Genomic DNA, 26183 nt, shown 5'->3' on the forward strand with positions numbered 1-26183 from the left:
ATACCAAGTCTCTAATAAAGTCGCACTTCCTGCCGTACCGAATCCAAGCACTAAGTAAATTATTGAAAATCCAAACAAAAAGAATAAAGTATGAAAAATTGCTTTGTGTTTTCCTTTTAATTCACCACTTTGTATTTCTGCTACACTCATCCCCGTAATATACGATAAAAATGCAGGATAAAGAGGAAATACACAAGGTGATATAAAAGTTAATGCACCTGCACCAAATGCAAGAAAAATAGAAATGTCTGCCATCAACGATCCCCCTTAGAAAATTGCCAATTTTTTGTAAACATAGTATAACATACTTCTTGTTCACTAAACGTTACTTCAACAAAATATGCGACCACCATATTTAGCAGTCGCACCCCGTTATTGAAATTTTACTTAAATAGAATTTGCAATATCAACTAATACATCTAAAGGTACACTTTTAGAGATTCTTTTATCAATCCCTAAAAAATACTGCCAATCTTCCCCCTCAAAAACAAAAATATTAGCAGCACGCTTAACGACAAATAACTCTTTTCCATTGTCTAGCTTAACAATTTTATCAATATGTTCTGGCTTAAACTTAATCGCGTGTTTTTTCGGTCTCAATGTGAGTGTATAGTGGTTCTCGGGAGTATTTTTATTAAGAAAAATTATTTCAAATGTATTATTAATACCGAAATCTTTATTGCACCTTCCAAAATAATGTGTAAATTGAACTGGGGGTATTTTATACGGTAAAACAATTTTCTCGGTAAAAACCTTTTCACATTGATTTACTGCTTCCTCAACCGTCTTGTAACCCAGTTCAAAAAGACCTTTCTCAAACTGGTGGCGTTCATCCTGACCATTTGCATTTACAGATCCCAAACTTGTGAATCCAAAACTCAGAGTAAAAATTAATATATAGATTCTCTTCATCAAGACCACCTTTATTTTTATGAATTAAAGGTAGGTTTCCACATTTTCAAAAGAGTTATTACTATACAACCTGAGGCGTTATTACACAAAAAAGCTTACTCCAAAGAGTAAGCTACCTACCGATATAAACACTATCACATGTTCCAGATTTTGGTTCATAATAACAATGGTTCTTAAATTGACCAGCTATAGGTTGACCGTACCATGTTGGAGGACATGGAGCATATGGATTAAAATACCAAAGGGAATATTTGGATGGGTGTTGTCTCCAATAATCCAAGTTCTGTTTTGCTAATCTTTTTTCAGCAGCTCTCGCTCTTTGATAAAATACATTCCCTTTTTGAACAGCTTCAAAAGAATAATTTCCACCTTGTACTTGATAAATGACTTGTGGAATTGTTCTCAATCCTTTAAAGTCTGAACAATTTGCTTTAAGACGATTAACAATTACATTTCCAACATATAACATACCTTGTTTGCCTTCACCTTCGGCTTCTGCTCTCATCATCCTTGCCATTAAGTCGATGTCCGAACTCCGGTAATTTACTCTTGGCATTTTTTCACCCCAAAAATATAGTATGAAAAAAAACCTCCATTGATGTCACTGTTTTAAAATAAGTAATATAAGATTTTGGCTTAAAGGGCTGTTGGTGCCTCAATTTGTAATACGAAAGAAATTACGGTAATTTATGAATGAAAATTGGTGCACCAATTTTCAACACCACAGGAATTTCGGAAACTAGTGATTTGAAAATAATCACCAGTATCGTATAAATGCCCTTAAAAATAAAAAAAGCGTTAAACCTTTTCGGGTCAACGCTCCTATGCGCAAAGCAAAAAAATCAGAATCAAATACATTTTTCTTCTTTCACCTCTAGGCTAGCAGGCGAGCTTTATTACTTTAATTGAGCATTCTTCAACTTAAGATCGAATCGGTCTGCATTCATTACCTTGACCCAGGCAGCAATAAAGTCACGTACAAACTTCTCTTTGTTATCGTCTTGCGCATACACTTCTGCAAGGGCACGCAGAACGGAGTTTGATCCAAACACTAGGTCGACTCTAGTTGCTGTTCGCACTAGCTCACCCGTTTTGCGATCACGTCCTTCAAATACGCCTCCATTAACAGGCTTCCACTCTACCCCCATGTCGAGCAAGTTAACAAAGAAGTCGTTCGTTAATGTGCCTATGCGATCAGTGAATACGCCATGTTTTGTTCCACCATAATTTGTACCTAGAACACGCATGCCGCCAATTAGTGCAGTCATTTCTGGTGCAGTAAGGTTTAGCAGCTGTGCCTTGTTTACTAGAAGTTCTTCTGAACTTACACTATACTCCTTCTTCTGATAGTTGCGGAAACCATCAGTAATTGGCTCCAGTACTTCAAAGCTTTCTGCATCCGTTTGCTCCTCAGTTGCATCACCACGTCCAGGAGTAAACGGAACCGTTACCGCAAATCCTGCATTTTGTGCAGCTTTTTCGACTGCTGCACTCCCCCCTAGTACAATCAAGTCCGCCATGCTGACTTTCTTTTCTAAATGACTTTGAATGTCTTCTAGTACATTAAGCACTTTTGAAAGTTGTTCCGGTTGATTCACTTCCCAACCTTTTTGTGGAGCAAGACGGATGCGAGCACCATTTGCGCCACCACGATTATCTGAGCCCCGGAATGTACTTGCTGAAGCCCATGCAGTTGTAACTAACTCGCTGATTGTAAGGCCAGAGTCAAGGATCATTGTTTTAATCTTTTCTACTTCAGCATCTGTTAATTCATAATCAACAGTAGGTACGGGATCTTGCCAAATCAGATCTTCCTCTGGAACTTCTGGACCTAGATATCTTGTTTTAGGACCCATGTCACGATGCAATAGTTTAAACCATGCCCGAGCAAATGCTTCCGCAAACTCATCTGGATTTTGATGGAAACGGCGAGCTATCTTTTCGTATTCCGGATCATAACGCAATGCCATATCCGCGGTGGTCATCATCGTCGGAACACGAACAGCTGGATCTTCTGCATCAGGGGCAAGATCCTTCTCATCAGGATTTACAGCATGCCACTGATATGCACCTGCAGGACTCTTTGTAAGCCACCATTGATATCCAAACAATAGATCAAAGTAACCATTATCCCACTGTGTCGGATTAGCAGTCCATGCACCTTCAATACCGCTCGTGATGGTGTCACGACCTTTACCGCTGCCGAATGCGCTAAACCAACCTAAACCTTGTGCTTCAAGTGGAGCAGCTTCTGGTTCTGGTCCCACATGAGCAGCATCTCCTGCACCGTGTGCCTTACCGAAAGTATGGCCGCCAGCAACTAGTGCTACTGTTTCTTCATCGTTCATTCCCATCCGCGCAAAGGTTTCGCGAATGTCACGAGCACTTGCAACAGGATCTGGCTTCCCGTTTGGACCTTCTGGGTTAACATAGATAAGACCCATTTGTACTGCAGCAAGTGGATTTTCAAGCTCGCGATCACCTGTGTAACGATTATCACCTAGCCATTCAGCTTCAGTACCCCAGTAGATATCCTCTTCCGGATGCCAAATATCTGGGCGTCCTGCGCCAAAACCAAACGTCTTGCCACCCATTGATTCAATGGCTACATTACCTGCTAAAAGGAGCAAGTCAGCCCAAGAGATCTTGTTGCCATACTTTTGCTTAATCGGCCATAGAAGCCTGCGGGCTTTATCAAGGTTGCCGTTGTCAGGCCAGCTGTTAAGCGGAGCAAAACGCTGTGCACCCGTTCCACCGCCACCTCGGCCGTCGCCTGTACGATAAGTACCTGCAGCGTGCCAAGACATCCGGATAAATAAAGGACCATAATGCCCATAATCAGCAGGCCACCAATCTTGACTGTTTGTCATTAGATCCCGAAGATCCTGCTTAAGAGCATAGTAATCTAACTTGCTAAATTCCTCTGCATAATCAAAGTCTTCTCCCAGAGGGTTAGATTTTCTGTCATGCTGACGGAGAATATTCAAGTTCAACTGGTTTGGCCACCAGTCTCGATTTGACGTACCGCTCGATTTGTTACTAGTAGCCCCTCCGTGACTAAACGGGCATCCTCCAGAATTGGCATTGTTTTTAACGTCCATAAAGTTTCCCCTTTCTATGTAAATTTTAATAAATAATTATTCTTCTAGTGGTAAGAAACATGCAACTGGTTGTCAATAATTATTCTATTTACATTCTACTAAGCTATTACTAATAATTTATAAAATAGCCAAAATAATCACACATTTTTCATAAACTAACTCTCATTTTAAAAAAATCATTGAAATTCGCTAATACATTCTTCATTCATATATGCGATCTCTCCGAAAGTTCGTGATACGTTAAAAAACTTAATATTTTGCTATAATAGAACACAGGTTATTGTAGTTATATCTAACTTGAGGTGAATCAAGATGTTTTGGACTACATTATTTGAAAATGATGTACCTGTAGCACTCTTCTATTCTTAATGGAGGGAAGGTGACTACATCTCTCCGTTAGGGGGATTTTCGACCTAAACAAAAGGCGGAGGGTATAAAAATGAAAAACATTATCTTAGGATCAATATATTTGGCATTAGCTTCTAGTATTTGGGGTGGAATGTACGTTGTTGTTAAAATTGTAGTATCGGTCATACCTCCACTAGAACTTGTGTGGATGCGATATATAGTGGCTATTGTGGCACTTCTCGTAATCGGCTTGATAACACGCCAAAAATGGCGAATCGATAAACGTCATTTCTTTATCATCATAGCCATTGGAATAATTGGTAACACCATTTCCATTGTTACACAGGAAACTGGTACAATGCTATCCTCAGCACAAATGGGAGCCATTATAACTTCTTCAACACCAGCATTTATGGTAATTTTTGCTCGCATACTCCTTAAAGAACGGTTGACGCTTAAAAAAGCACTCTCCGTTTCTTTAGCAACAATTGGGGTTTTGCTTATTGTTGGAGTCGGTAATGTGAATTTGTCCAGTAAACTTGGTGCTATTTCACTACTTGTTGCTGCTCTAACATGGGCACTCATGTCTGTACTTGTAAAGCTTTTGCCGAGTAATTATTCACAAATTGTGGTAACTACCTATTCCATCTTAGTTGCACTACTCGTGTTAACACCTTTTGTTTTTCCTCGGTTACACGCAATTAATATTTCTGAACTGACTCACCCGACCATCTGGGGAGGAGTCTTGTATCTGGGGATTATCTCGACAGCATGTGGATTTCTACTTTGGAATCGTGGATTACAAATGCTTAACGCCTCAAGTGGAGGGATATTTTTCTTCTTTCAACCCGTCGTTGGGGCATTACTCGGATGGCTTATTTTGGGTGAGAGCATCGGTGTAACGTTTTGGATAGGCTCCATTCTTATTCTCACTGGTGTTTTTTTCGTTATATATGAGAAAAAATAATAAAATGAACCACTTCTGTTTCTATCACCAAACATAGGTTTTGAGCGGACATAGAGGCACTTATTTTAACAAAATTACCATGTTTCTAGACTTAAGCGGACACAGGAGACCTTATTTAGATAAAAACCACTGAAATATGCCAATTTATAAGCTAATAAGGGATCTGGTGTCCGCTTAGCCTATCAAAACAGCCCTTTTTGTGAAAATAACGGAACTGATGTCCGCCACCTCATAATTGCAATCAAAATGTAGATTAAAATGGAGGGGGATACCACTCATTGAACCCCTGTAAACAAAACCATATGATCTTCATCAAGATAAGTATTTTCTAATTTAATGCACTTTCCTCTGTTGCATAGACCTTAAAACCCATTGAGGAATAAAGCCTTTTTGCATGCTGGTTTGTTGAAACGACTGATAACTTTATTTGTTCTACACCTTCCAAATCTTTTGCCAGCTTTATTGCTTCCGTCACTAAAGCCTTTCCAATCCTATTACCTCGTATTTCGGGAGAAACATACATTCCTACGATATTTGCTCTATGTCTTAATTTATACCGCTTTTCTTTAACCAAAGTGATAATTCCAACAAGCTTTCCCTTATCAAAAGCACCAAAAGTAAAAGAGTCTTTTGCTTGAAATCTGTTTTTATATACTTCAACTGATAGGTTTTTTTCTTCTTGATAACTTGCAGCGAATGCTTCCGGACTATTTTTCAAAGCTTCTAATCTAATCCGAAGATAAATTTCGGCATCTAAAGGCTTTAAAAGTCTAATCTCCATATTCTCCCCCATTTTTTAAAAGCGTTTTTCTATATCTATTTTTTGTAAAGTTTGACAAGAGTCAGGGCCGTCTTTTTTAAAGTTGCTTTTATGGAATAAGTATACAATCTTAATTTTATTATGTCTCTTTTCGTATTAACCTTAATTGCCAAGGTAACCAAAACCCAAAAACGATTATAAAGACAGGAATAGACCACCAGGTATGCCATCCTTTTAACTTCATATATCCAACTTGAACAAGCAGCCATTCAGACAAGCTGGACAAGATGGTAAAGATGGTAATATATATCCATTTCTTTTCCTGCTGAAAATAGTTAAGAAATATTACAGCAAAACAAGAAGGAATGATACCGTAACTTATAAAATCACCAATTCCTTCTATTTTTGGATTACGACCTAAATCAAATACATCCAAGTAGTTTAACATTAGGAAAACATCTATTGTAATTGCTACATAGCCAGTTGTACCAAAGATAAAATACATTTCTCTCCAACTTAATCGTTTTGGCATAAAAAATAAGTAAATTAATAAGATAGTGCCTAAAGCAATTGGAAACCATAAACCTTTTGATGACAAATCTAAGTTGTGTATAAACTTTTCCATGGTGTGGCCCCTTTAAGATGGACTATTTAAAACTTATATATTTAAAATTCAACGTTTATTATTTGTTATTTTAAAATATATATTCCGATTAATATTAAAAATAATTTATATACAACTCTTTATACAACCAATTAACCGGTCTTCTATGTCTTTTGCAAATTGTTTCATTTTTTCATTATTAAGTATGTTAATAAGCGACGTTGGTCTAGGCATGCCAATTTTCGTTTGCCCATTATTTTCATAAACAACAATTTTACATGGCAGGAAGTACCCCGCCATCATATTTTCATTTAAAACCCTTTGTGCTTCAACTGGATTACATACTTCCAGCACTTTGAATTCCTTTGTAAACTCTAGGCCTTTTTCTTGCAGCTTTTCTTTAATGTCAAACATCCATAATACCCCGAATTTTTCTTCCTTTAATTTATCTTCCAAACTCTTTATTGCTTCTTCAATATTTTTATTCGTACTGACAGTATAATCAAACATTAAACTACAGCTCCTTTTTGTTTTCTAAGATGTGCTTTAGAGCAATGTTTTCATTATGAATTTCGGTTGCCGTTCTCACACCTAGTTTCCTTATAATTGGTAATGGAGGACACCAACCTAGTATAGAATGTTGGATCATAAAAACACTAGCAATTCCAGATAGCATTCCCCTGATCAGTATTCTCATTTACTTTTATTGTAGTTGGTGGAAACAAAAATTTAATGTTCATGACCTTTTATCCTCCCGAATCATAGAATAAGTAAAACCATTGATAATTTAATTATCCTGTATTATAATTCCTATTAAATATATAGGGATTCGAGGTATAAAGGAGTGACGTTGTTGTGAGAATATTTAACCGTCTTTTTGGTGAAAAATGTCCCAAATGCCAGAAAACATTGGAAACAAACAATTCTAATCCTCTTTATGGTATTATCATAAAAGCATGTCCAGATAATCATTTTAAAAAAGAATTTCATCCGGCACTCGAAACGTATATTGAAAGCCGTAAAGTTTCTTAACATAGAATCTGACCAAATTTTTATTGATTTGGCTAATAATAATAATGCCAAAATCCATTGAGGGATTTTGGTGTTTATTTTTTTCTGACATTAACTCCAAGAGGAGCAGCTATTAGCCTCGTCTCACTCCAAATATAGTCTTTTGTCAGATAGTAGTTTCCCCTCCTTACTTGCTTTTTATCACCTTATCGTTCATAGCATGCTCATCAGTCTTTTTTATAAAAAAAAGCATGACTAGAAAATTATAAGTCATGCTTTTTCAATAACCGCGCCCAATTTCTGAATGGTTAAATACAAAAACGTGGCACTTCTAGTTTTGAATTTTTTTTATAGAAAAGACTCAAAAATAATTTAGACGTATTCGACAATTACAATATTTCGATATATCCTTCTGTTCCGTTGACAAGAATTCGTTGGCCATCTTTTATCAGTTTGGTAGCATTTTCTACTCCGACAACGGCTGGTAAGCCATATTCACGTGCGATAACGGCTCCATGGGTCATCAGTCCACCAACTTCGGTGACGAGACCTTTGATGGATACAAACAATGGTGTCCAGCTAGGATCAGTATAGGCTGTGACTAAAATATCACCATCTTCTAAATTAGCATTTTCCATATTTAAGATGACGCGTGCTCTGCCTTCTATTCCTCCGGATGAAACCGATAGACCTGCAATAGCTTCAGCCGGGAGATTTTCCCGTTTGTATTCACCGGAGAATGTTTCACCATCAGAAGTAATAACACGCGGTGGAGTTAGTTTCTCATATAATTTGTACTCGTCTTTTCGTTTGTTGATAAGCTCGTAATCCAGTTTATTTGTACGTACCACTTCGCGAAGTTCTTCAAAAGTAAGATAGTATATATCTTCCTTTTCATGAATAACGCCCGATTGTACAAGTTTTTCAGCTTCTTTCTGTAAAGCCTGCTTATAAACAAAATAGCGATTAATCATGCCGTATTTTGGATATTCACGATATCCGATGAAATTGCGGATTAGATCGATCATTCGTTTTGATTCTTTGGCCTTTTGTTCACCATCCGGTAATTGTTTCAATCGACCTAATAACTCTTGTTCTTTTTTCAAAGCAACACGCAGTCCTTGCTCGAATTTCCGAATGCTTTCATTTGGCTCAAAGTTTTTGATGTTACTTAGAATCATAGGAACAAGAGTAGCTGGCTTTTCGCTCCAACGGGTTTTCGTAATATCAATTTCTCCGACACAACGCATTCCGTATTTGTTAAGATAAGTAATTATTGCGTCGTGGGTATTCTGTCCACCCTCAAACTTAACCAGTTCATCCAAAAAATTATCATCTTTTACATGTTGTAGATATTCAATTACTTCTGGAAAAGGACGAATCACATCGGCGACATCCAATAGCGCCAGACCCATTTCCGAAGTAATATTGTTTGGAACAGATTGGGACATGATGTCTGCAGCGTTTTTCTCACCTAACCACTCGTTCATTTTTTCATTAATCCATGATGTAGCGTTGATAGCAGCCATGAATACAGCTGTACTTTGTGGGTCAAATAATATTCTCTTTAACTCTTGGAAATCTTCGAGTATAAAATCAAATAAATCCAATCCTGATTTCGTTTGGATGTTTTGTTTTAGTTCTGCTATCGATGTTTGATTTTTCTTTATCAAATCAGAAACGATGGTCGGGTCGTTTTCGATTTGTGCCCCTGAATTCGCAAACGACTTGCTTTTAGAGGAACTCTGTTCTTTCTTATCATTTGGTATAGATTTTATGATATTTCCGCGCTCTATTATGGTAACAAGTGCGTCCTTCATAAGCGGATCGTGTTGTCCCATGCCATCTAATAACGCTTTTCTGCTGTCGGGTGAAGCGAGCATTTGCGTAACATCAACAAACAACCATCCACCAGCTTTGAACCTTTGTCCAAAAGCTGTTAACTGGTATATCGACATTCCCAATGGTTTCAAGGGGTCTGTCATCATTTGTTGATGACCGACAGATACATAGACGTGATTTTCTTGATCATTCGCTTTAGGGATCGGGAAAAGAGTCGTGATCGGACGACTCTGGACAATATAAAATGTATCATCAACCAAACACCATTCGATATCTTGCGGGCCACCAAAATGAGCTTCGATATGTCTACCGATCCGTGCCAGTTGTAAAATTTGTTGGTCAGCAAGTGTTTGAGAGTTTTGCTGTGCGGGGTCGATCTGCTGGGTCTCTGTTCCGCCTTCTCTTCGTCCATAGATAGCCAACTTTTTGGTTGCGATCATCTTATCGACGATTTCCTCTTCCCGTACCTTATAACAATCGGCAGAGACCAAGCCAGAGACCATAGCTTCTCCAAGTCCAAAACTGGCATTGATTGATAGCAGCTTTCGATTGGAGGTAATCGGATCAGCTGTAAATAAAATCCCTGAAGTCTGTGGAAAAACCATCCTTTGGACGATTACGGATATATAAACTTGGCTGTGGTCAAATCCGTTTTGCATTCGGTAGATTACTGCGCGGTCCGTAAAAAGCGAAGCCCAGCATTTGCTGATGTGCTGTAAGATTGCATCGACGCCGACGATATTTAGATAGGTGTCTTGTTGACCAGCAAAAGATGCATGTGGCAAATCTTCAGCAGTCGCACTAGAACGCACTGCATAGGCATGCTCATCAACGAACTGGGAGAGATAGTGAGTAACGGCATTTACAACATCGGAAGGAATTTCTACTTCCATTATGATTTGTCGGATCTTCCTGCTAATTTCACCAATTTGTTCTCGATCTTCTACTTTTAGCGTTTTTAGCCGTTCCACCAAAGCATGATACGCTTCGTTTTGTTCGATGGCTTTTTTATATCCCAATGTTGTAACACAAAATCCTTCTGGCACGTGTATTCCTTCAATTTTTGATAATGCCCCTAAATTTAACCCTTTTCCGCCAACGAGCGAAGCTTGAGCTTTTTCCATTTCCTGAAAACCGAGAACCAAAGAACTCATTCAACATCTCTCCTCACCATCAATGTTCTATTGATTTTAGCAGTAGTAAATGAGAATTATAAGTCTATATTAACCATTTTTAAGGTGTTATAATTAAATTAGGAAGAGTTCAAACATCAACGGATTTAGGACTCCATTTCAAACAGAATTGCTAGCAACTACTTTTTCAGATTCGCCTTCATTAATGCGGAAATCTGTTGTTCATCGGTTTTTGCAATTTGTTCTAGTTGATTTATTACTAGTTCTTGTCGTTGTATAGAATGGTTTTGACTTAACTTAGCTTTTCCTTCAATCTTACTGATTTTAATTTTGAACCCCTGAACCCCTTTGTTCAAACCAGCGAGAAATTCAGCATCTACATCCTCTAATCTGTATGGACTGTCAGCAGTTTCATATTTCATCACCATATCATGTAAGGATCCCATTAACTCATTTTCGTCCTCTAATAATTCAACCTCTCCATAAACATGAACGGTCACATAATTCCATGTTGGAACTGCCTTATTCGTCTCATACCAAGATGGGGAGATATAACAATGTGGACCGTGGAAAATAGCTAGAACAGTTTGATTTTTAATATCTTTCCACTGCGGATTTGAACGAGCAAAGTGTCCATATAAGTAAGTATTCTCCTTGTTCAAAACTAACGGTAAATGAGTTGCAAATGGCATCCCATTGTGTTGAGAAAAAAGAGTCGCAAAACTATGTTGTTTCATTATGTCATAAGCCACAGTCTCTTCTATGATTTTAAAATGAGAAGGAATATACATGGAGAATAATCCACCTTTCAAAAAACGTTATTTGAGTTCTTTGGTCATGATAAAGTCTATTTGTTCTTCGTCCCCCATATAAAAAGAGTGGGCTCCGGTTTGGACAAATCCCATTTTCTTATAAAATGCAAGAGCATTTTCATTCTTTTCCCATACGCCCAGCCAGATTTTCTTTTTATTAAAATCTATCGCATTTTCCAACGCTTTATTTAGCAGAACTTTACCAATCCCCAGTTTTTGAAACTTGTTCTTTATATAAATCCTTTCGATTTCGAGTGATTCATCGCCCATTTCTTCAGACTGAGCGTCATTGATATTGACCTTTAAATAACCAGCGACGTCGTTATTAACATAAACAAAAAAGAAATGCGAAGAAATATTGGTTAATTCTTTTTCTAATTGTTTTATGTTAAATGCCCTTTCCAAATAGGCATTCATATTTTCAGGTGAATTCTGATCTTTAAATGTCTCAATAAAAGTTTCATAGCTAATTTCTTGGAGGATGCCTGAATCTTCAAGGGTGCATTTTTTTATCTTGATTGTCATTTAAATAGTCGCTCCTTTATCTAATCAATAATTCCTCTTGTTTCCTTTTTTAACATATTCCCAGTCTTTTTCGATATTTTTTCTTACTCTTTGAAGAAGATGGAAAATGGTTTCTACTTCTGCTTCTGAAAATCCCTCTAACGCAACGCTATCCGAATAATCATGTTCTCTTTTTATAAAAGGATAAACACGTTTCCCTTTCTCTGTGGGAAAAAGTTTTTTAATTTTTTGGTTATGTTCATCATCCTTTTTTTCAATAAAACCATTCATTTCAAGTTTTTTTATCGCACGAGCTGCTGTTGTTCGGTCTACTTTAATCATTTCAGCCAGCTTCTCTTGGATGATTCCTGGATTTTCACAGATTCGTACTAAGTACAAATACTGCCCTTTTGTAAGGTCAAATTCTTTAAATTCGATATTGCTTATTGAATCAAGTGCCCTGGCAATCATTCCAATTTCGCGGAGAATTTCCTTCATAATTTACTCCTTAACCTGTTTTTTGTTGCATTTACTATAAAATTGATATAAATTAAATTTAGCTCAATTTTATTGCATTTGCAACAAAATAATGAAGGACAATTTAAAAGGACTGATAAAAATGAATACAAAAAGAATAACGATTGATGAAGATTTACAGACAGCATTTCAAATTAGAATAGAAGTATTTGTGAAAGAACAAGGCGTACCGCTAGAAGATGAATTTGATCAATATGATACATTGAATGGCATTTGCGAACACATATTAGTCCATTACAATGAACAACCTGTCGGTACGGGAAGGATTCGGTTTGTTGATGGAGTAGGCAAATTGGAACGAATCTGTATCCTGGAACCATACCGTAAATTTGGACTTGGAAAAATCATTATCAAAGCATTAGAAGAAATAGCGAAAGAACGGGGAGCCTCGCAGGTTAAATTACATGGTCAAACGCATGCAGAAGGGTTTTATAAAAAACTAGGATTTAGAATTTCATCTGATGTCTTTATGGAAGATGGAATCCCACATATTCTCATGCTTAAAGAATTATCAGCTAAAAAATGATAACGAGGTCGAGTAAAGCCAAATTTGTTGTTTATGTTTTAGGAATTTTCCTATTAACGCTTGGTATTACTTTCACGATACAATCGGACCTTGGAACCTCACCTTTTGATGCTCTTTTGGTAGGACTTTCGATAAATGTGGGACTTACCGTGGGAAGCTGGGAATTCATAATAGCTTTAATACTGATAGGGTGTAATTCATTTTTAGAAAGGCAAAGACAAGAAGTTTTAGGGTTGCTGACAGCATTTATAACGGGTATTGGGATTGATATGTGGCTTTTTTTATTGAAAAATTTAATCACGCCTGAATTATGGTACAGCAAAGTTGTCTGTTTTGGAATCGGCTTAGTTGTTATTGGATTGGGAACAGCACTTTATTTACACACAAATTTTGCACCGACTCCGATTGACCGATTAACGTTATTCATAAAAGAATTAACTAGAACAAATTTAATGTTTTCGAGAACATTCATTTACCTTGTATTCTTGATATTGGCAATGATTTTCAATGGCCCCATTGGCGTTGGTACTTTATTAACCGTATGTTTAGGTGGGATAATACTTAATTACTTTATGCCATTTACAGAAAAAGTATTAGACCGACTTTTTAACCAATCTAAAACATCACCAAGTTATGATACAGATAAAAACCATTCAATATAAATTAATCTCTATTTAAATGATAGATTAGCTGGACAACACCGGAGGAGAAGGATCTTGTTTCGACCAATTTCAAATTTACTTTTTGTTGGATATCAATAAACAAAGGTTTTCCTTCTCCTAAAATAACAGGGTGTACAGATAATCTAAATTCATCTACAAGTCCTAAATTAATAAAACTTGTAATAAGACTGGCTCCACCATATAGCCAGATATCTTTACCAGGCATACTCTTTAATTTATTGACTTCTTCACGTATCTGATCATTAATATATATTGCTTTATTATTAGTCCCTTTTTGTGTTCTGGAAAACACATATTTTTGTTTACTGTGAACTATTTCCCATATTTCTTTGTCAGTTTCACTATCATTTGTTTTTGGAGTAAATTGCCCCCATAAATCATAGCTCTTTCTTCCATATAAAATGGCATCAATTTGATTTAAGAAATTACTAAAGCCCATGTCCGGATCCATAATGCACCAATCAATTTCTCCATTTTTCCCTTCAATAAAACCATCCAAAGTAACTGCCAAATCTAATATTATTCTTCTTCGCATGACCTCGTTAGACAAAATACTGCCTCCTTTTGTTGTTTAAATAGCATATAAGGCAATGCACTTTTTCAGCATTTCCTCTTGTAATTTACCTTTGTTTATTATTCATTTTTGAATGATGGGTTAATTCATGATCTATAAAGCAGGAAATCATTGTTCTATATACTTGTTCAATAATATCAGGATTTACATTATTTTCATCAGCGATAGTTCTAACTTTTTGAATTACAGCTTCAACTCTTTTCGGTGCTTTAACATCATTAGTATCTTTTTTGAATTTTGTAGCTTGTTCAACGCATCTACTTCTTTCGCTAATTAACTTTACAATTTGATTATCAAGATAATCAATACTCTCTCTTACTTCTTGTATGTTTTTAAACTCTCTCATCTAGCTATCCCCTCTCAACTAAACTCATCTCTTCTAGAAGATTATAATTATTATATCATAATTATTGTAAAAATTTACCTTTTTTTGCCCAATCCATTGAACTAACCTGTCCCGATAGTAAAAAATGGTTCCTGTTTAATAAAAACGGCCCACTAGCCAAGGAACCACCTTCGAAAATAAGGAGCTCCTTAACTTGCTAATATCGTCATATGTCTCTGAGTTTGTCTAAATGTTCTTAAAGATAATCAACAATTTTGATTCATTTGTTGAGTAATCAACGAATTACATTAATTTAATCATTGAATAAAGCTTATAACTTTTTATAATTATAGACAGATGATGATTAATCAATCAAAGATCATTTTTTAGTGGCAACAGATTTAACTACTTCAAAAAAGCTTGCACTAATAGGAGCTACATTACATGATAAAATTTTCTCTAATTTGTGTTTTAATAATGAGCATTACATTGGGAGCATGCAGCGGAAAACAACATGATGACAAATCTGCAAATGATACTTTAGGTACTATTTCAGAAAATAAACAAGCAGATTCTTCTCATAATTCCAATGAAGAAATTAATCAGATTTCCAAAAGTGATAATGGAGGTTTGGACAGTGTGGAAGAAAGAATAAAATTAACGTTTAATAATCAAGAAGTTATTGTAAAAATGTATGATAATCCAACAAGCAGGGATTTTTTAACACAACTTCCTTTAACATTAACATTAGAGGATTATACAAGAACCGAAAAAATCACCTATTTACCCCACAAATTATCTACAGAAAAAGCACCTTCAGGTATTGATCCTGCAGTAGGAGATTTTACTTATTATGCTCCTTGGGGAAATTTAGCTATATTTTACAACGACTTTGGGTATTCTAGCGGTCTTGTCTTATTAGGCAAGATTGAATCAGGTATAGAAGAGCTCGCAAGTATTCGTGAAGATTTTACTGTGACAATGGAAAAATTAGATAAAAACAATTGATAAGAAGAATTGTACAACGTAAAGAAAGTAGGAACTAAAATATGAAAAATGAACAATTAAGTAATAGTACAATCTTTCCATTAGGACAAAAACTAGAATCGAATTTTATCGGTGATGCATACTTAAAAATGGTGTTTACCGACTCAACTCCGTTAAATGCACCCATCGGGAATGTAACCTTTGCACCTGAAAGCCGCAATAACTGGCACTCTCATAAAATTGGGCAAGTTCTGTTAGTTACAGGTGGTGAGGGTTGGTATCAAGAGAAAGGAAAACCAGCACAATTACTCAATACAGGCGATGTAGTAAATATTCCACCGAATGTGAAACATTGGCATGGTGCCACAAATGACAGTTGGTTTGTTCACTTAGCCATTACCAAAGGACAAACGGAATGGTTCGAACCTGTCGATGATGAATGGTATAATAAATTGTAAAACACATGCATCGAATCATTTGGTTCGGTGCATTTTTCTTTTTAGGAAGATTGGCATTTCAATAACTTTGTCGGGGAATGTACTTAAACTCACCTTCTCGTTAGCACAAAATTTAAAGGTGCCAGTAACGACAACGCTGATCGTCAACTTTTGCACCTCTATACTTTCAGAAGAACTCTTATTAGGAGTAGCCTACTCCTTTTTATTAGGGACTTGTCACCCACCTTCTATACAGGTGTCAGCTGAACTTCCAACAGCAGCATTTAATTCAATAAGAAGATTAGGAAGTAGCGCAGGATCAATAATGATTTCTAATTTATTATCAGTTAGTGGTACATTATATTTCACAAAAATAGGTTCAGTATTCTCCCACACTTCAACTACTGCTTTAGAGGACATATTAGATTGTATGACCATATTAAAGCCTCCGATTCTGTTAAACTCTTCAATCTTTAATTATTCAAAAAATGGGGCAGTATTATTAAGTTTTATCGTTTTTAGATAACCTTAATATTTTCTGAATATTTCACTTGATTAGTTCCGTCTTCACGGACAAATTGATCCAGCAAAAACCCAATCTCTCCATATTTATGGTGTGAGGAATTGGGCTTATAATCTTCTACAAACGTGCCCGATTATTGAACAATCTTTCTCCCTAATGAGAATACTAAGGGTGATACATATTTTTCAATTTATATATCACCTTCTTACTATTTGTTCAACAGCTACTTTTATTATATTTATTAATTGATATAATACGTATTTTTTAAAAATAAGTATTTTTATCCGTGCCAATAACCAGTTCTCTTAAATAAAGTTATGAAGGGATAATTATCTTTTTCACCTGTATACGGCAAAGTATCAGTATAAATCCACACTGAATCACCTTTATCAATCATAGTTTCTATTTTGTTATCAACAGCGTAAGGGCTTTTATTCCAATTTTCTAAAAATAGTTCTTTCCAATTATCTTTTATGGGAGCATTCACAGAAAGGTAACTAGCTAGATCAAACAATGTCCCTTCCTCACTCTTATTCATTACCTTATATTCTTCAATAACATTCCAAATATCTTCAGCAGTTAGATTATCATAAAAATTCTCAGTCCAATTAACTCCCTTTGCATAAACATAATCAGAGCTACCCATATACTCAACAAATATGTATGTCCTCAACGTTTCCTTTAATCGTTCCATTTCTTCTTGGGAAACACTATCTTTTTGAGTTGATGGGAAGGAGTTACTACCAATAATCTTTTTTTGTTTTTCTTCAAGTGTAACTTCATCGCTTTCTTCTACGTTTTCTTTTTCTGAAAGTCCAACAGATTTTGAGGGTTTTTCATTAATTGACTCTTCATTCTTTTGCTCATTAACCTCGTTAGAGTCAACTGTATGAAAATTAGACGAACACCCAAATAGTGGTCCAGAAAATAGAAATAGAATCCCAAATAAATATAGGTGTCTCATTTTTTCCTCCTTATTTATCACGTTCTCTTTTTCAAATATTAGCTAAATCTATTATAACTATTTCAAATCATCAGCACCTTTATTTTAATTGCATTTCTTCACAATATCCTTTTTTTTACTAAACACTACTAAACAATCTGGCCCTAAAAAGAAAGAGCACAATTCTTATGGAATTGCGCCCGATTGTTTAACAATTTTGCTTTACTTACTTTCATTAATATTAGAGATATTAATAGAAAACTCCCCAAAACTCAATTGTCCTAAAGCAAACTTCGTACTTTGAACAAATATACGTTCATTTTTAGTTAGTTCACGTTTTGCTACCTTTTCAATCCATTCTTGCTCTATGTCTAAAATATCTAAAACATGCTTTTGTTTTGAAAAAGCTTCATAGTATCTTAATCCAAATTTCCTTTGGGACATAGCATCAATATGTATGCCATCTGGATTTGCAGTTAAGCCTTTTGATGTTACAAAATAGCAATTTTTTTCGGTATGAGCAACTTTAGATAATATCTGGTTTATTTGTTTATATTCTACAGCACTTTTTCCGAATCCAACCTCTCCAAGGTAATGTCCCAACTCACCGATAATAATCGGGATATCCGGTGCATTCAATTCTTCTCTCAAGTGTTTTAATAATGAAAGTAATTTATCTTCATACGTCTTATAACATTCTCCGTAACTGTCGCTTTCTCCTTGATGCCACAGAATTCCCACTATTTCACTTGTTTCCATAGCAAATTTTGCTTCAGAAATCGCATGCCTTGTTAATAGTCCATCAATTGCCCAATCATCAATAGAGCTTCCTCCCTCGGCACATGGTATTACCCCAATGAACTCACCCGGATGATCCTCTGTCCAAGCCTGAGCAAAAGAGGCTGCCGGCCCAACACCAGATACGTGACGATCAAAATTAAGTGGCTCTGCCATCATTTGCCATCTACCGTTTCGCAACATATTTATGTGCTCATTATAAATCGGAGATACATCCTCAATAAATCCTCTGCCTGCCATATTTGATTGTCCGATTAATAATATAGATTTCATAAAAAAACCTTCTTTCTTTGTTTACAAAGGTCTAATTAGATTAAATAAGATTAAGAGTATAGCTAATTAGACTTTTTTTGTCAATTCGATTTTGTCTTTATTCAACTAAATGGCCCAATTAGCAAAATGACGCCAATCCTAAAGAAAGGCACCTGATTGTGGAAGATTACAAAAGCTCCTATTAGCTGGTTTAGTTTAGTATCAAACTAATCAGTAGGTTCTCCTTCTCGAAATGAGAATTCCAATTTTCAAAATAATCATTTTCAGCTTCGCCTTGTCAATTAAGCAAAGGGTAAGATTAGGGTATCTATTCAAATTGAATTAATTCCTGTAAATGAATATTTCACTAAATTTTCAACATAAACATCTTCCAAATTTTCACCTATCACTAACAGTCTATAGAAAATTGGTCCGTATATAAGGTCAATACTTAAATCGCGGTCGAGATTTTCCCTCAATTCCCCTCGCTGAACCCCCTTTTCCAAAAGCTGCTTAGCCTCAAGCCGTCGAGGATGGAAGTATCTGGTCCGATATGCCTCCGCCAGTCTTGAATCAAATTGCCCTTCACCAATCAGCTCCTTAATGATTTTACCTTCTCGACTGGTCAAAAATCGAGCTAAACTAGTTGCATGGATAAGTATGTCATTATATACAGAGCCTGTGTCGGGAACCGGCAGTCTTGCCGCAGCAGCATCCAGAAAGCCGTCCATAACAACGTCTGCTTTGTTGGTCCACCATTTATAAATGGTGGCTTTACTAACCCCTGCCCGCTCCGCAATTTTCTCTACAGTGACTGCTCCAAGGCCATTTTCCAACAGCAAATCATATGAAGCAGAAAGGATAGACTTTTGCGTTTCAACATTACGTGGACGTCCTCTTTTGGCATTCACACGAATCCTCCCCTTTACAATAAAAACTATACGTTCATTATACTAAATATTCATCAGGAAGGAAAAATAACTATTTACAAAACTAAACGTCCAGTATATTATTTAAATATGATTTTCTAAACTGTACGTTCATTATTTAATTTGCGATAGCAGTACTGAATACTACTTGCCCTGCCGCACACTAAAAAATGAAAATGGGGAGGATTACAATGAAAACGAATCAAATTATCGAGAGTAAACGCATTTCAAGCTGGATGATGTTTCTTTTAGCATCCGCATGTGGTCTTATCGTTGCCAATCTTTATTATGCACAAACACTGATAGAACCTATCAGTGTCTCTATAGGTCTTTCTTCCGAAGCAGCAGGATTAATTGTCACCTTAACACAAATCGGTTATGTTGTAGGGCTGCTGTTTATCGTACCGCTTAGTGACATTTTTGAAAATCGGCGCCTCGTGGCAGTATCACTAATTGTTGTGGTATGTGCATTGCTTGCGGCAACATTCGCCCGTAATGCGCTATCTTTCCTGACTGCGTCCCTGTTTATTGGACTGGGATCTGTGGTAGCCCAAATACTAGTTCCCTATGCTGCCCATTTAGCGTCTGAGGAGCAGCGCGGCCGCGTGGTAGGAAACGTGATGAGTGGCCTCTTACTTGGGATTATGTTTGCCAGGCCGCTGGCAAGCTTTATAACCAGCATTTGGGGATGGCAAACAGTATTTGCTTTGTCGGCGATTGTTATCACTCTATTGACGGTTCTGTTGTCACGTATTCTCCCTGAGCGTAGACCTTCACCTACAATAAACTACGATAAATTGATTTTCTCTTTAGCCGGCCTCTTAAAACAAACGCCTATATTGCGCCGCCGGGGCATTTATCAAGCTTGTTTATTTGGAGCCTTTAGTCTGTTTTGGACTGTGGCTCCTTTACGATTGGTGAATGATTTCGGAATGTCCCAGCAAGGCATCGCTTTGTTTGCATTGGTAGGTATGGGAGGCGCAATAGCAGCACCTATAGCTGGAAGACTTGCGGATAAAGGCTGGACTGGATTTTTGACTGGACTTTCAATGCTTATTGCCACCTTGTCTTTTTTGCTGGCATATTTTTTTCAAGGCCATTCTACGACGGCTCTCATATTGCTCATTCTTGCCGCTATTATGCTGGATGCGGCCGTATCGGGAAATCTTGTACTTGGTCAGAAGGCGATTTATTCATTGGGGAGTGAAGTAAGAGGCCGACTGAACGGGCTTTTCATGTCTATATTCTTCATTGGCGGAGCAATTAGCTCTTCTTTGGGCGGTTGGTCTTATGCCCATGGCGGCTGGAGTTTCACATCTCTAATTGGAGTTGTAATGCCTCTTTTAGCCTTACTTTACTTTCTTACTGAAAAAAGAACCATCTGCAAAGAACGTTGAAACCTTTGCAGACGATTCATTCAGAGCATTGAAACTCCCAAAAGGCGGGAGGGCACCTTGCAGGCAGCGATGAGTTTAGGAGATAGATTCTCCTAGGCGCTGTAAACAAAACACCGACTATAGCAGGTCGGTGTTTTCGTTTGAGAGCATTACTCCATTAAATGGCCCGATTATGGAAGACTGATCTAATTGAAAATCAATCAAATTTATATAACAAGGGATTAAATTTTTTTTTAAAAAAATGGTTGTTGTCTTTTAATCGAATAAAAACCAATATGGTAGTAAATACAGAAAAAGGGTTTAAAGAGTAATTTTTAATCATTCTCTTTCTTTAATAATTCAATCCTTTTATGATAATAGCAACGAATTACATCTATCTTAAGGTCTATGTACCAAAACGCTATTGAAAAAAAGATTGATACACAAAGTAAACTTATGGATCCCTTTAACAATTCAAGAAAAGTTAGATTTGACCCAAATGGGTTAATTAAAGAAAAAATTGGTAAAAACACTGCACTAAATATCACATAAAGACAAAATGAATATATTTTTTTATTATTTAATTTCCTTGATATAAATTCAATCAAAATTGAAGCCGGTACTCCATATAAAAAGATAAACACTATATACGTTGGTAATAAGAAAAACAATCCGAATAAATCAAAAAAAATTTCTTCGAAGACAAAAATTATTACAAGATTCATTAGAATTTGAATAAAAATAATAATTAATGATACTAAAGTTGCAGCCAACATTTTTTTAAGGATCATTTTAAACCTCCTTGTGAAAGTCATACCCAATAGGATGCAAAATCAAAATGCTTACTATAATAGATTTATATTTGTTAAGTTAAAAATTCCCATCTATATTATAATGGATAAAACCAATTGATTGGGCATAATTTCCAATATATATAATTAACCTGACCCGTTACGACACTAAAAAAGACGATCACTATCTTTAGCAATCGCCCGCGTTACTTAAAATACAATTCTTCAAATCTAATTCTGTAATCAAAAAAAAAAACCGAACGTTCGGGGGTTCATAGTATCTTTTCACACAACTCTCACAAAAAAATCCCGATTCAGACTATTACTCTCTGAATCGGGATTTTAATTTTTATGCTGCTGGGTTAACTTCTAATTCTACTTTAATTTTGATATCTTTACCTACAAGTACGCCACCTGTTTCTAGTGCTGCGTTCCAAGTTAGACCGAATTCTTCACGGTTAATTTTTGCTTCTGCTTCAAAACCGTATACTTCAACGCCCCATGGGTTTGTACCTTTACCACCAAATTCAACATCAAAAGTGACTGATTTAGTTACATCCTTAATCGTTAAGTCACCAGTAACTTTGTAGTCATCTCCAGCTTTCGTAATGCTCGTTGATTTAAACTCAATCGCTGAGTAATTTTCTACATCAAAGAAATCTGCTGATCTTAAGTGATTATCACGATCTTCGTTACGTGTGTTGATGCTTGCAACGTCAAATTCGAATCCAATTGAAGCTGAAGTTAGATCTGTTAACTCTACCGCTTCTACTTCTGCTGTATACGTTTCAAATTGCCCTTTTACTTTTGATACCATCATGTGTTTTACTTCAAATCCAATGCTTGAGTGTGCTTGATCTACTGTCCATTTTGCCATTTTAAAATTCCTCCAATAAGTTTTATTTTTTATCTCGAATTCGAGATATGTATCCTAAAAATTGTTTACCTAGTCATTCGAAAATTCCCAGGTAAACAAGTAGAGATTTTTTATTCGAAAATATAGTTCTGAGGTATATTTCGAATTAAGTTATCTCTAATTCAAGATAAATTTATCATATATTCATTTTGATTGTCAATACTTTGTGGAAAAATTTATTAAAGATATACATCAGCCAGAATCCAACATCTTCAAATCCGATTCTTTTATTAGCTGTATTTTTTAAAAATTTAACTGGTTTTCATTTGTAACTTTCTTTTGATAAAAACAGACAGTTTCTTGTAGAAAATGACGTTGACTACCATTACAAACAGATAGAATACTGAGGAATAATAAATATTCCATCCTTTATAAACAATTAAATGAAAAATGTAGACTGATATTACTTCTAAGACTGTTAAGAGGATCGCACATGAAACAATAAACAAAGTTACATTTGTCTTCCATGATTTAAAACAGTGCATCAAAAAAAGAAGGGATCCCGGATATATGATTGAATGAAGAGCAATATCGGAAAGCTCACCACTAGGTCTGTCCACGGTGTCATAAAAATCATAAGGTGGCATCGCCAAATAGTAATCACCAATAGTCGTTAGCTGTAAATTGAACAATAAAATACAAATAATCTCTGTTAAAAGAAATTTTTTTTGTTTAAAAACGTAGTATACCGCTAAGCAAATAACGATTGTAATTATTATTACAAACCATTCATTTTCATCGAATTTCTTTGGAAGAATTGGGTTTATCGCTTTTCTAAAAATGTCATTCATGATCAATCATCTTTTCTATTTTTAATATTGGTGTTAGAATCTCCATGAAATATACTGCGGATATAAGGACAATCATAGCCAGTACGATATCGATTTGTGGATACCAATACTTGCTTTTAGAAGTAAGTACCCCTAATATAAGCATTATTTTTTCTAATACTACTCCTCCAATTACCCAACTAAAACAAATTCCAATTTTTGCAGCTAATTTATATCTTCCTCGCAAAAAGTATAGAACCCACATTAACAGAACTGGAAAATTAATTCCATATTGCAGTCTTGCCATCCAAAATGGAAGATGTTCCTCCACAACCCTTAATCGCTCATAAGGTGAGGAAAGCATATAGAAAAACTGTTGGCATAACACCGACGAAAACATTAATAGGATAAACTTTTCTAAAAAATCAAATCTTTTACGCATATACCTCATTGAAATAAGTAGAAGAATAGCAAATACAACAAAACTAAAGAATTTAATTAGCATAGAACACCCTAAATGATTGTAGTTGTTATTACCTTGTGATGTTATTTTAATATTTATTCTATAATTAACTTTTCATTTCTATTTAGTTAACCTATAACAAACAGACATTGTTATATTCTTACTTTAAAAATGTGCATAGGTAATTTTTCCTGTAGACGGAACCGTTTATCTTAAATTAACGAGCGGGATACTTGGGAATTAAGAATATGATAAAATTAAGTTGAAGGAAATAACAGTTAATGAAAGGTGGTGGTCTGTATTGAAAATTCATTTTCAACCAGATACTCATCTTGTCATTTTAAAAGAACCTTGAATAATGGGGGGATAAGGAATGGCTCTGGTTATTGTTCTTAATTTAATTGCAATCGTTGGTATATTTTATGGAATAACAAAGAAAAACAAAAAATTGCTCGTTTCATCAGTAATTGGCTTGATTATCATTGAAATTTTAATATTGGTTTATAATTACTTTTACTCGCTAAATCCTTATTAAAAAGGTTGATTTTAGAAGTTAGTAGATTTGACATCAATAGTGGCATAAAAAAGCAAGAACTCGCCACGGAATTGGCGAGTTTCCTTTATAAAAAATACTGGATCCTTATTGGATTCTGCCCCGGTGGTTGAATAAAAGGTTTCTTTAACTATGGATATTATAATTCTGATTTCATCTTATTTTGATTCACAATCATCTTTTCAACTATATATTGATAACCGTAGATGATAATCGAAAGGATTATACAAATATAATACCAACCAATGTGATTAATTTTTTTAAATTTAAATGCACCAACCTTTTCCCACGCATAAGCCATTGGAAATGCATTAAAAATATTTAGGACAACATTGGTAATCAAATATTTTAAAAAATTACCGTAAGTTAGATTAAAAATCCATAGCGTTGCTACAAAATACGGTCCTAATATGTATGAAAAATCTACATTACCTGGTGAAAATGGATTTTTATTTACCCACCATCTTCTCTTATTGCTGATGACACTTAAGACACTAATAAATAAATTAACAAAACTTGCCACTGGTAAATACCTAAAGAATGCCTTTTTATCCATAAACACAACAGAAAGCCAGGGAATGATTATCATAGCTAAGGAAAATACTTTCTTTTTCTTCATTTAAAATAAACCCCTTCTATTTTTTTATATCATTCCCTGATCAAACCTATTTTAGTTAATTCTTTTTAATTAACTTCCTTAAAGCCAATGTCAAAAAGCGATTTTTAGAATTCTTCACTTGTGTAGTCAGCTTTAACTTCGTAAGAAAAATCGACTGGCAACGATCCCGGTAGAGTTTTTTCCCTTCACTTGCTTTAACGTCGCTACTATAAGAAAACTAACAATCACTAACAAGAGCCATGAACTTACCTTTCCTAAATGAACGAGACTCCACGCCTCGGTTTGGTTTGGATATTCCCAAGCTCCAAAGAACGTTGCAATATTTTCGGCTATCCATATAAAAAATCCGATGAGCACGAAAGAAAGTGCGAGTGGCATACGGTAACGAGTTCCTTTAACCTCGTAAATGACCCATGATTGCCAAAAGACTATCATGACAAGTCCAGATAACCACCAGCGAACATCTATCCAATAATGGTGGGTGAAAAAATTCAAATAAATCGCGGCTGCAAGTGGCACAACGACCAAAAACGGCGGCCACTTAACCAGTACAACATTTAACCTTCTCCACGCCTGGCAAAGATAACTCGCTACACTTGCGTACATGAATCCGCTATACAAAGGCACTCCCAAAACTTTAAAATATCCTTCCTCCGGATAAGACCAGGAGCCCATATGTACCTTAAATAGTTCAAGCGCAAGTCCAATAAGGTGGAATAATGTAATAACCTTAAGTTCATCCATGGTTTCAAGCCCAGAACGAATCATCCACCACTGCATCAGAAGGCAAATGATCAGCAGCCAGTCATACCTTGGCAGAAGAGGAAGTGTCATGAATTTAGTAATAGCCAAAGAGGCAAAAATAACGACAGGAAACAAGCATGATAAAGCCTGCTCCCAACCAAAACAAAAGAGTTGCTTAACTGCTCTCATCAATCGCTCCTCCAAAGGGACGCAAGGGGACGGTTCTATTCATCACTTCGGTATTCTAAAATATCTCCAGGTTGACATTCTAAAGCCTTACAGATTGCCTCTAAGGTTGAAAATCGAATCGCTTTTGCCTTTCCATTTTTCAATATAGAAAGGTTAGCCATTGTGATTCCTACCCTCTCCGTAAGTTCAGTTACGCTCATTTTTCTCTTCGCCAGCATCACATCAATATTGATTATAATCGCCATTGTTTTCAC

31 protein-coding genes are annotated in these 26183 nt (G+C 35.7%); 8 read left to right on the forward strand and 23 right to left on the reverse strand.

Annotated elements, in window-relative coordinates; genetic code table 11:
• From ACI48O_RS18540 to katG, 4 genes are all read right to left on the reverse strand, one after another.
• The coding region (locus ACI48O_RS18540; RefSeq protein WP_435563346.1) for a cytochrome c biogenesis CcdA family protein at positions 1-258 on the reverse strand (258 nt) is incomplete at its 3' end.
• 129 nt (positions 259-387) lie between these two features.
• On the reverse strand, positions 388-912 hold the full coding sequence (locus ACI48O_RS18545; protein WP_435563347.1) for a hypothetical protein: 525 nt from the start codon (positions 910-912) through the stop codon (positions 388-390).
• 112 nt (positions 913-1024) lie between these two features.
• Positions 1025-1468 carry a cell wall hydrolase gene (locus ACI48O_RS18550; protein ID WP_435563348.1) on the reverse strand — a complete coding sequence of 148 codons (444 nt, stop codon included), beginning with the start codon at positions 1466-1468 and terminating at the stop codon, positions 1025-1027.
• Between the two features lie 340 nt (positions 1469-1808).
• Complete coding sequence (katG, locus tag ACI48O_RS18555) at positions 1809-4013, reverse strand: catalase/peroxidase HPI (protein WP_435563349.1); 2205 nt, start codon at positions 4011-4013, stop codon at positions 1809-1811.
• 439 nt (positions 4014-4452) lie between these two features.
• Between katG and ACI48O_RS18560 the strand changes: the two genes are divergently transcribed.
• Positions 4453-5328 carry a DMT family transporter gene (locus tag ACI48O_RS18560; RefSeq protein WP_435563350.1) on the forward strand — a complete coding sequence of 292 codons (876 nt, stop codon included), beginning with the start codon at positions 4453-4455 and terminating at the stop codon, positions 5326-5328.
• A gap of 328 nt (positions 5329-5656) precedes the next feature.
• Here ACI48O_RS18560 and ACI48O_RS18565 read toward each other — a convergent pair whose 3' ends face one another.
• The 3 genes from ACI48O_RS18565 to ACI48O_RS18575 all read right to left on the reverse strand — a co-directional run bounded on the left by ACI48O_RS18565 (position 5657) and on the right by ACI48O_RS18575 (position 7202).
• The gene (locus ACI48O_RS18565; protein WP_435563351.1) at positions 5657-6109 is read right to left on the reverse strand and encodes a GNAT family N-acetyltransferase; all 453 of its coding nucleotides are present in this window, start codon (positions 6107-6109) and stop codon (positions 5657-5659) included.
• Positions 6110-6227: 118 nt separating this feature from the next.
• A complete protein-coding gene (locus ACI48O_RS18570; protein WP_435563352.1) occupies positions 6228-6713 on the reverse strand; it encodes a hypothetical protein in 486 nt (161 codons plus the stop codon).
• Positions 6714-6818: 105 nt separating this feature from the next.
• Positions 6819-7202, reverse strand: a complete 384-nt coding sequence (locus tag ACI48O_RS18575; protein ID WP_435563353.1) for a DUF302 domain-containing protein — start codon at positions 7200-7202, stop codon at positions 6819-6821.
• A gap of 345 nt (positions 7203-7547) precedes the next feature.
• Between ACI48O_RS18575 and ACI48O_RS18580 the strand changes: the two genes are divergently transcribed.
• The gene (locus ACI48O_RS18580; RefSeq protein WP_435563354.1) at positions 7548-7724 is read left to right on the forward strand and encodes a hypothetical protein; all 177 of its coding nucleotides are present in this window, start codon (positions 7548-7550) and stop codon (positions 7722-7724) included.
• Positions 7725-8092: 368 nt separating this feature from the next.
• Here the strand turns inward: ACI48O_RS18580 and ppsA are convergent, their stop codons facing one another.
• The 4 genes from ppsA to ACI48O_RS18600 all read right to left on the reverse strand — a co-directional run bounded on the left by ppsA (position 8093) and on the right by ACI48O_RS18600 (position 12492).
• A complete protein-coding gene (gene ppsA, locus ACI48O_RS18585; protein WP_435563355.1) occupies positions 8093-10699 on the reverse strand; it encodes a phosphoenolpyruvate synthase in 2607 nt (868 codons plus the stop codon).
• Positions 10700-10857: 158 nt separating this feature from the next.
• Positions 10858-11469, reverse strand: coding sequence for an FMN-binding negative transcriptional regulator (locus ACI48O_RS18590; RefSeq protein WP_435563356.1), 612 nt, complete (start codon positions 11467-11469; stop codon positions 10858-10860).
• A 27-nt stretch (positions 11470-11496) separates the two neighbouring features.
• Entirely contained in the window at positions 11497-12015 is a 519-nt protein-coding gene (gene paiA / locus ACI48O_RS18595) for a spermidine/spermine N(1)-acetyltransferase (protein WP_435563357.1), read from the reverse strand.
• Between the two features lie 24 nt (positions 12016-12039).
• Entirely contained in the window at positions 12040-12492 is a 453-nt protein-coding gene (locus ACI48O_RS18600) for a MarR family winged helix-turn-helix transcriptional regulator (protein ID WP_435563358.1), read from the reverse strand.
• 121 nt (positions 12493-12613) lie between these two features.
• Between ACI48O_RS18600 and ACI48O_RS18605 the strand changes: the two genes are divergently transcribed.
• Both ACI48O_RS18605 and ACI48O_RS18610 read left to right on the forward strand, forming a co-directional pair.
• The gene (locus tag ACI48O_RS18605) at positions 12614-13057 is read left to right on the forward strand and encodes a GNAT family N-acetyltransferase (protein ID WP_435563359.1); all 444 of its coding nucleotides are present in this window, start codon (positions 12614-12616) and stop codon (positions 13055-13057) included.
• On the forward strand, positions 13054-13719 hold the full coding sequence (locus ACI48O_RS18610; RefSeq protein ID WP_435563360.1) for a YczE/YyaS/YitT family protein: 666 nt from the start codon (positions 13054-13056) through the stop codon (positions 13717-13719). Before ACI48O_RS18605 ends, ACI48O_RS18610 begins: the two co-directional genes overlap by 4 nt.
• A 1-nt stretch (position 13720) precedes the next feature.
• On the opposite strand, the gene ACI48O_RS18615 is transcribed toward ACI48O_RS18610, so the two are convergent.
• Positions 13721-14275: a dihydrofolate reductase family protein gene (locus tag ACI48O_RS18615; RefSeq protein ID WP_435563395.1), complete on the reverse strand. Its 555-nt coding sequence runs from the start codon at positions 14273-14275 to the stop codon at positions 13721-13723.
• A gap of 85 nt (positions 14276-14360) precedes the next feature.
• Positions 14361-14660 carry a chorismate mutase gene (locus ACI48O_RS18620; RefSeq protein ID WP_435563361.1) on the reverse strand — a complete coding sequence of 100 codons (300 nt, stop codon included), beginning with the start codon at positions 14658-14660 and terminating at the stop codon, positions 14361-14363.
• Positions 14661-15083: 423 nt separating this feature from the next.
• Between ACI48O_RS18620 and ACI48O_RS18625 the strand changes: the two genes are divergently transcribed.
• Both ACI48O_RS18625 and ACI48O_RS18630 read left to right on the forward strand, forming a co-directional pair.
• Complete coding sequence (locus tag ACI48O_RS18625; protein ID WP_435563362.1) at positions 15084-15647, forward strand: cyclophilin-like fold protein; 564 nt, start codon at positions 15084-15086, stop codon at positions 15645-15647.
• 41 nt (positions 15648-15688) lie between these two features.
• The gene (locus ACI48O_RS18630) at positions 15689-16084 is read left to right on the forward strand and encodes a cupin domain-containing protein (protein WP_435563363.1); all 396 of its coding nucleotides are present in this window, start codon (positions 15689-15691) and stop codon (positions 16082-16084) included.
• Between the two features lie 216 nt (positions 16085-16300).
• On the opposite strand, the gene ACI48O_RS18635 is transcribed toward ACI48O_RS18630, so the two are convergent.
• The 4 genes from ACI48O_RS18635 to ACI48O_RS18650 all read right to left on the reverse strand — a co-directional run bounded on the left by ACI48O_RS18635 (position 16301) and on the right by ACI48O_RS18650 (position 19490).
• Entirely contained in the window at positions 16301-16501 is a 201-nt protein-coding gene (locus tag ACI48O_RS18635) for a hypothetical protein (RefSeq protein WP_435563364.1), read from the reverse strand.
• Positions 16502-16866: 365 nt separating this feature from the next.
• Complete coding sequence (locus tag ACI48O_RS18640) at positions 16867-17550, reverse strand: hypothetical protein (RefSeq protein ID WP_435563365.1); 684 nt, start codon at positions 17548-17550, stop codon at positions 16867-16869.
• Between the two features lie 201 nt (positions 17551-17751).
• Complete coding sequence (locus ACI48O_RS18645) at positions 17752-18600, reverse strand: sialate O-acetylesterase (protein ID WP_435563366.1); 849 nt, start codon at positions 18598-18600, stop codon at positions 17752-17754.
• Between the two features lie 311 nt (positions 18601-18911).
• Complete coding sequence (locus ACI48O_RS18650; RefSeq protein ID WP_435563367.1) at positions 18912-19490, reverse strand: TetR/AcrR family transcriptional regulator; 579 nt, start codon at positions 19488-19490, stop codon at positions 18912-18914.
• 209 nt (positions 19491-19699) lie between these two features.
• Here ACI48O_RS18650 and ACI48O_RS18655 point away from each other — a divergent pair, with 209 nt between their 5' ends.
• Entirely contained in the window at positions 19700-20905 is a 1206-nt protein-coding gene (locus tag ACI48O_RS18655; protein ID WP_435563368.1) for an MFS transporter, read from the forward strand.
• A 1119-nt stretch (positions 20906-22024) separates the two neighbouring features.
• On the opposite strand, the gene ACI48O_RS18660 is transcribed toward ACI48O_RS18655, so the two are convergent.
• The 3 genes from ACI48O_RS18660 to ACI48O_RS18670 form a co-directional block, all read right to left on the reverse strand.
• Positions 22025-22552: a YceI family protein gene (locus tag ACI48O_RS18660; protein WP_435563369.1), complete on the reverse strand. Its 528-nt coding sequence runs from the start codon at positions 22550-22552 to the stop codon at positions 22025-22027.
• A gap of 290 nt (positions 22553-22842) precedes the next feature.
• On the reverse strand, positions 22843-23382 hold the full coding sequence (locus tag ACI48O_RS18665; RefSeq protein WP_435563370.1) for a hypothetical protein: 540 nt from the start codon (positions 23380-23382) through the stop codon (positions 22843-22845).
• The gene (locus tag ACI48O_RS18670) at positions 23375-23803 is read right to left on the reverse strand and encodes a hypothetical protein (RefSeq protein ID WP_435563371.1); all 429 of its coding nucleotides are present in this window, start codon (positions 23801-23803) and stop codon (positions 23375-23377) included. The genes ACI48O_RS18665 and ACI48O_RS18670 overlap by 8 nt, the downstream gene beginning before the upstream one ends.
• Before the next feature lie 394 nt (positions 23804-24197).
• Here ACI48O_RS18670 and ACI48O_RS18675 point away from each other — a divergent pair, with 394 nt between their 5' ends.
• Positions 24198-24359: a hypothetical protein gene (locus tag ACI48O_RS18675; protein ID WP_435563372.1), complete on the forward strand. Its 162-nt coding sequence runs from the start codon at positions 24198-24200 to the stop codon at positions 24357-24359.
• Positions 24360-24516: 157 nt separating this feature from the next.
• Here the strand turns inward: ACI48O_RS18675 and ACI48O_RS18680 are convergent, their stop codons facing one another.
• From ACI48O_RS18680 to ACI48O_RS18690, 3 genes are all read right to left on the reverse strand, one after another.
• Positions 24517-24996 (reverse strand): hypothetical protein, encoded by a 480-nt coding sequence (locus tag ACI48O_RS18680; protein WP_435563373.1) that lies wholly within the window; start codon positions 24994-24996, stop codon positions 24517-24519.
• Between the two features lie 132 nt (positions 24997-25128).
• Positions 25129-25929 carry a DUF817 domain-containing protein gene (locus ACI48O_RS18685; protein ID WP_435563374.1) on the reverse strand — a complete coding sequence of 267 codons (801 nt, stop codon included), beginning with the start codon at positions 25927-25929 and terminating at the stop codon, positions 25129-25131.
• Between the two features lie 35 nt (positions 25930-25964).
• Positions 25965-26174, reverse strand: a complete 210-nt coding sequence (locus ACI48O_RS18690) for a helix-turn-helix domain-containing protein (protein WP_435563375.1) — start codon at positions 26172-26174, stop codon at positions 25965-25967.
• Between the last annotated feature and the right edge of the window lie 9 nt (positions 26175-26183).

The organism is Neobacillus terrisolis (assembly GCF_051233475.1).
In the GTDB taxonomy this organism is placed as follows: domain Bacteria; phylum Bacillota; class Bacilli; order Bacillales; family Cytobacillaceae; genus Bacillus_BU.

What these genes read in the sequence shown, in the direction of transcription:
- ACI48O_RS18545 (WP_435563347.1), bottom strand. Translation starts at nt 912, where the DNA reads ATGAAGAGAATCTATATATTAATTTTTACTCTGAGTTTTGGATTCACA.
- ACI48O_RS18550 (WP_435563348.1), bottom strand. Translation starts at nt 1,468, where the DNA reads ATGCCAAGAGTAAATTACCGGAGTTCGGACATCGACTTAATGGCAAGG.
- katG (WP_435563349.1), bottom strand. Translation starts at nt 4,013, where the DNA reads ATGGACGTTAAAAACAATGCCAATTCTGGAGGATGCCCGTTTAGTCAC.
- ACI48O_RS18560 (WP_435563350.1), top strand. Translation starts at nt 4,453, where the DNA reads ATGAAAAACATTATCTTAGGATCAATATATTTGGCATTAGCTTCTAGT.
- ACI48O_RS18565 (WP_435563351.1), bottom strand. Translation starts at nt 6,109, where the DNA reads ATGGAGATTAGACTTTTAAAGCCTTTAGATGCCGAAATTTATCTTCGG.
- ACI48O_RS18570 (WP_435563352.1), bottom strand. Translation starts at nt 6,713, where the DNA reads ATGGAAAAGTTTATACACAACTTAGATTTGTCATCAAAAGGTTTATGG.
- ACI48O_RS18575 (WP_435563353.1), bottom strand. Translation starts at nt 7,202, where the DNA reads ATGTTTGATTATACTGTCAGTACGAATAAAAATATTGAAGAAGCAATA.
- ppsA (WP_435563355.1), bottom strand. Translation starts at nt 10,699, where the DNA reads ATGAGTTCTTTGGTTCTCGGTTTTCAGGAAATGGAAAAAGCTCAAGCT.
- ACI48O_RS18590 (WP_435563356.1), bottom strand. Translation starts at nt 11,469, where the DNA reads ATGTATATTCCTTCTCATTTTAAAATCATAGAAGAGACTGTGGCTTAT.
- paiA (WP_435563357.1), bottom strand. Translation starts at nt 12,015, where the DNA reads ATGACAATCAAGATAAAAAAATGCACCCTTGAAGATTCAGGCATCCTC.
- ACI48O_RS18600 (WP_435563358.1), bottom strand. Translation starts at nt 12,492, where the DNA reads ATGAAGGAAATTCTCCGCGAAATTGGAATGATTGCCAGGGCACTTGAT.
- ACI48O_RS18605 (WP_435563359.1), top strand. Translation starts at nt 12,614, where the DNA reads ATGAATACAAAAAGAATAACGATTGATGAAGATTTACAGACAGCATTT.
- ACI48O_RS18610 (WP_435563360.1), top strand. Translation starts at nt 13,054, where the DNA reads ATGATAACGAGGTCGAGTAAAGCCAAATTTGTTGTTTATGTTTTAGGA.
- ACI48O_RS18615 (WP_435563395.1), bottom strand. Translation starts at nt 14,275, where the DNA reads ATGCGAAGAAGAATAATATTAGATTTGGCAGTTACTTTGGATGGTTTT.
- ACI48O_RS18620 (WP_435563361.1), bottom strand. Translation starts at nt 14,660, where the DNA reads ATGAGAGAGTTTAAAAACATACAAGAAGTAAGAGAGAGTATTGATTAT.
- ACI48O_RS18625 (WP_435563362.1), top strand. Translation starts at nt 15,084, where the DNA reads ATGATAAAATTTTCTCTAATTTGTGTTTTAATAATGAGCATTACATTG.
- ACI48O_RS18630 (WP_435563363.1), top strand. Translation starts at nt 15,689, where the DNA reads ATGAAAAATGAACAATTAAGTAATAGTACAATCTTTCCATTAGGACAA.
- ACI48O_RS18635 (WP_435563364.1), bottom strand. Translation starts at nt 16,501, where the DNA reads ATGGTCATACAATCTAATATGTCCTCTAAAGCAGTAGTTGAAGTGTGG.
- ACI48O_RS18640 (WP_435563365.1), bottom strand. Translation starts at nt 17,550, where the DNA reads ATGAGACACCTATATTTATTTGGGATTCTATTTCTATTTTCTGGACCA.
- ACI48O_RS18645 (WP_435563366.1), bottom strand. Translation starts at nt 18,600, where the DNA reads ATGAAATCTATATTATTAATCGGACAATCAAATATGGCAGGCAGAGGA.
- ACI48O_RS18655 (WP_435563368.1), top strand. Translation starts at nt 19,700, where the DNA reads ATGAAAACGAATCAAATTATCGAGAGTAAACGCATTTCAAGCTGGATG.
- ACI48O_RS18660 (WP_435563369.1), bottom strand. Translation starts at nt 22,552, where the DNA reads ATGGCAAAATGGACAGTAGATCAAGCACACTCAAGCATTGGATTTGAA.
- ACI48O_RS18665 (WP_435563370.1), bottom strand. Translation starts at nt 23,382, where the DNA reads ATGAATGACATTTTTAGAAAAGCGATAAACCCAATTCTTCCAAAGAAA.
- ACI48O_RS18670 (WP_435563371.1), bottom strand. Translation starts at nt 23,803, where the DNA reads ATGCGTAAAAGATTTGATTTTTTAGAAAAGTTTATCCTATTAATGTTT.
- ACI48O_RS18675 (WP_435563372.1), top strand. Translation starts at nt 24,198, where the DNA reads ATGGCTCTGGTTATTGTTCTTAATTTAATTGCAATCGTTGGTATATTT.
- ACI48O_RS18680 (WP_435563373.1), bottom strand. Translation starts at nt 24,996, where the DNA reads ATGAAGAAAAAGAAAGTATTTTCCTTAGCTATGATAATCATTCCCTGG.
- ACI48O_RS18685 (WP_435563374.1), bottom strand. Translation starts at nt 25,929, where the DNA reads ATGAGAGCAGTTAAGCAACTCTTTTGTTTTGGTTGGGAGCAGGCTTTA.
- ACI48O_RS18690 (WP_435563375.1), bottom strand. Translation starts at nt 26,174, where the DNA reads ATGGCGATTATAATCAATATTGATGTGATGCTGGCGAAGAGAAAAATG.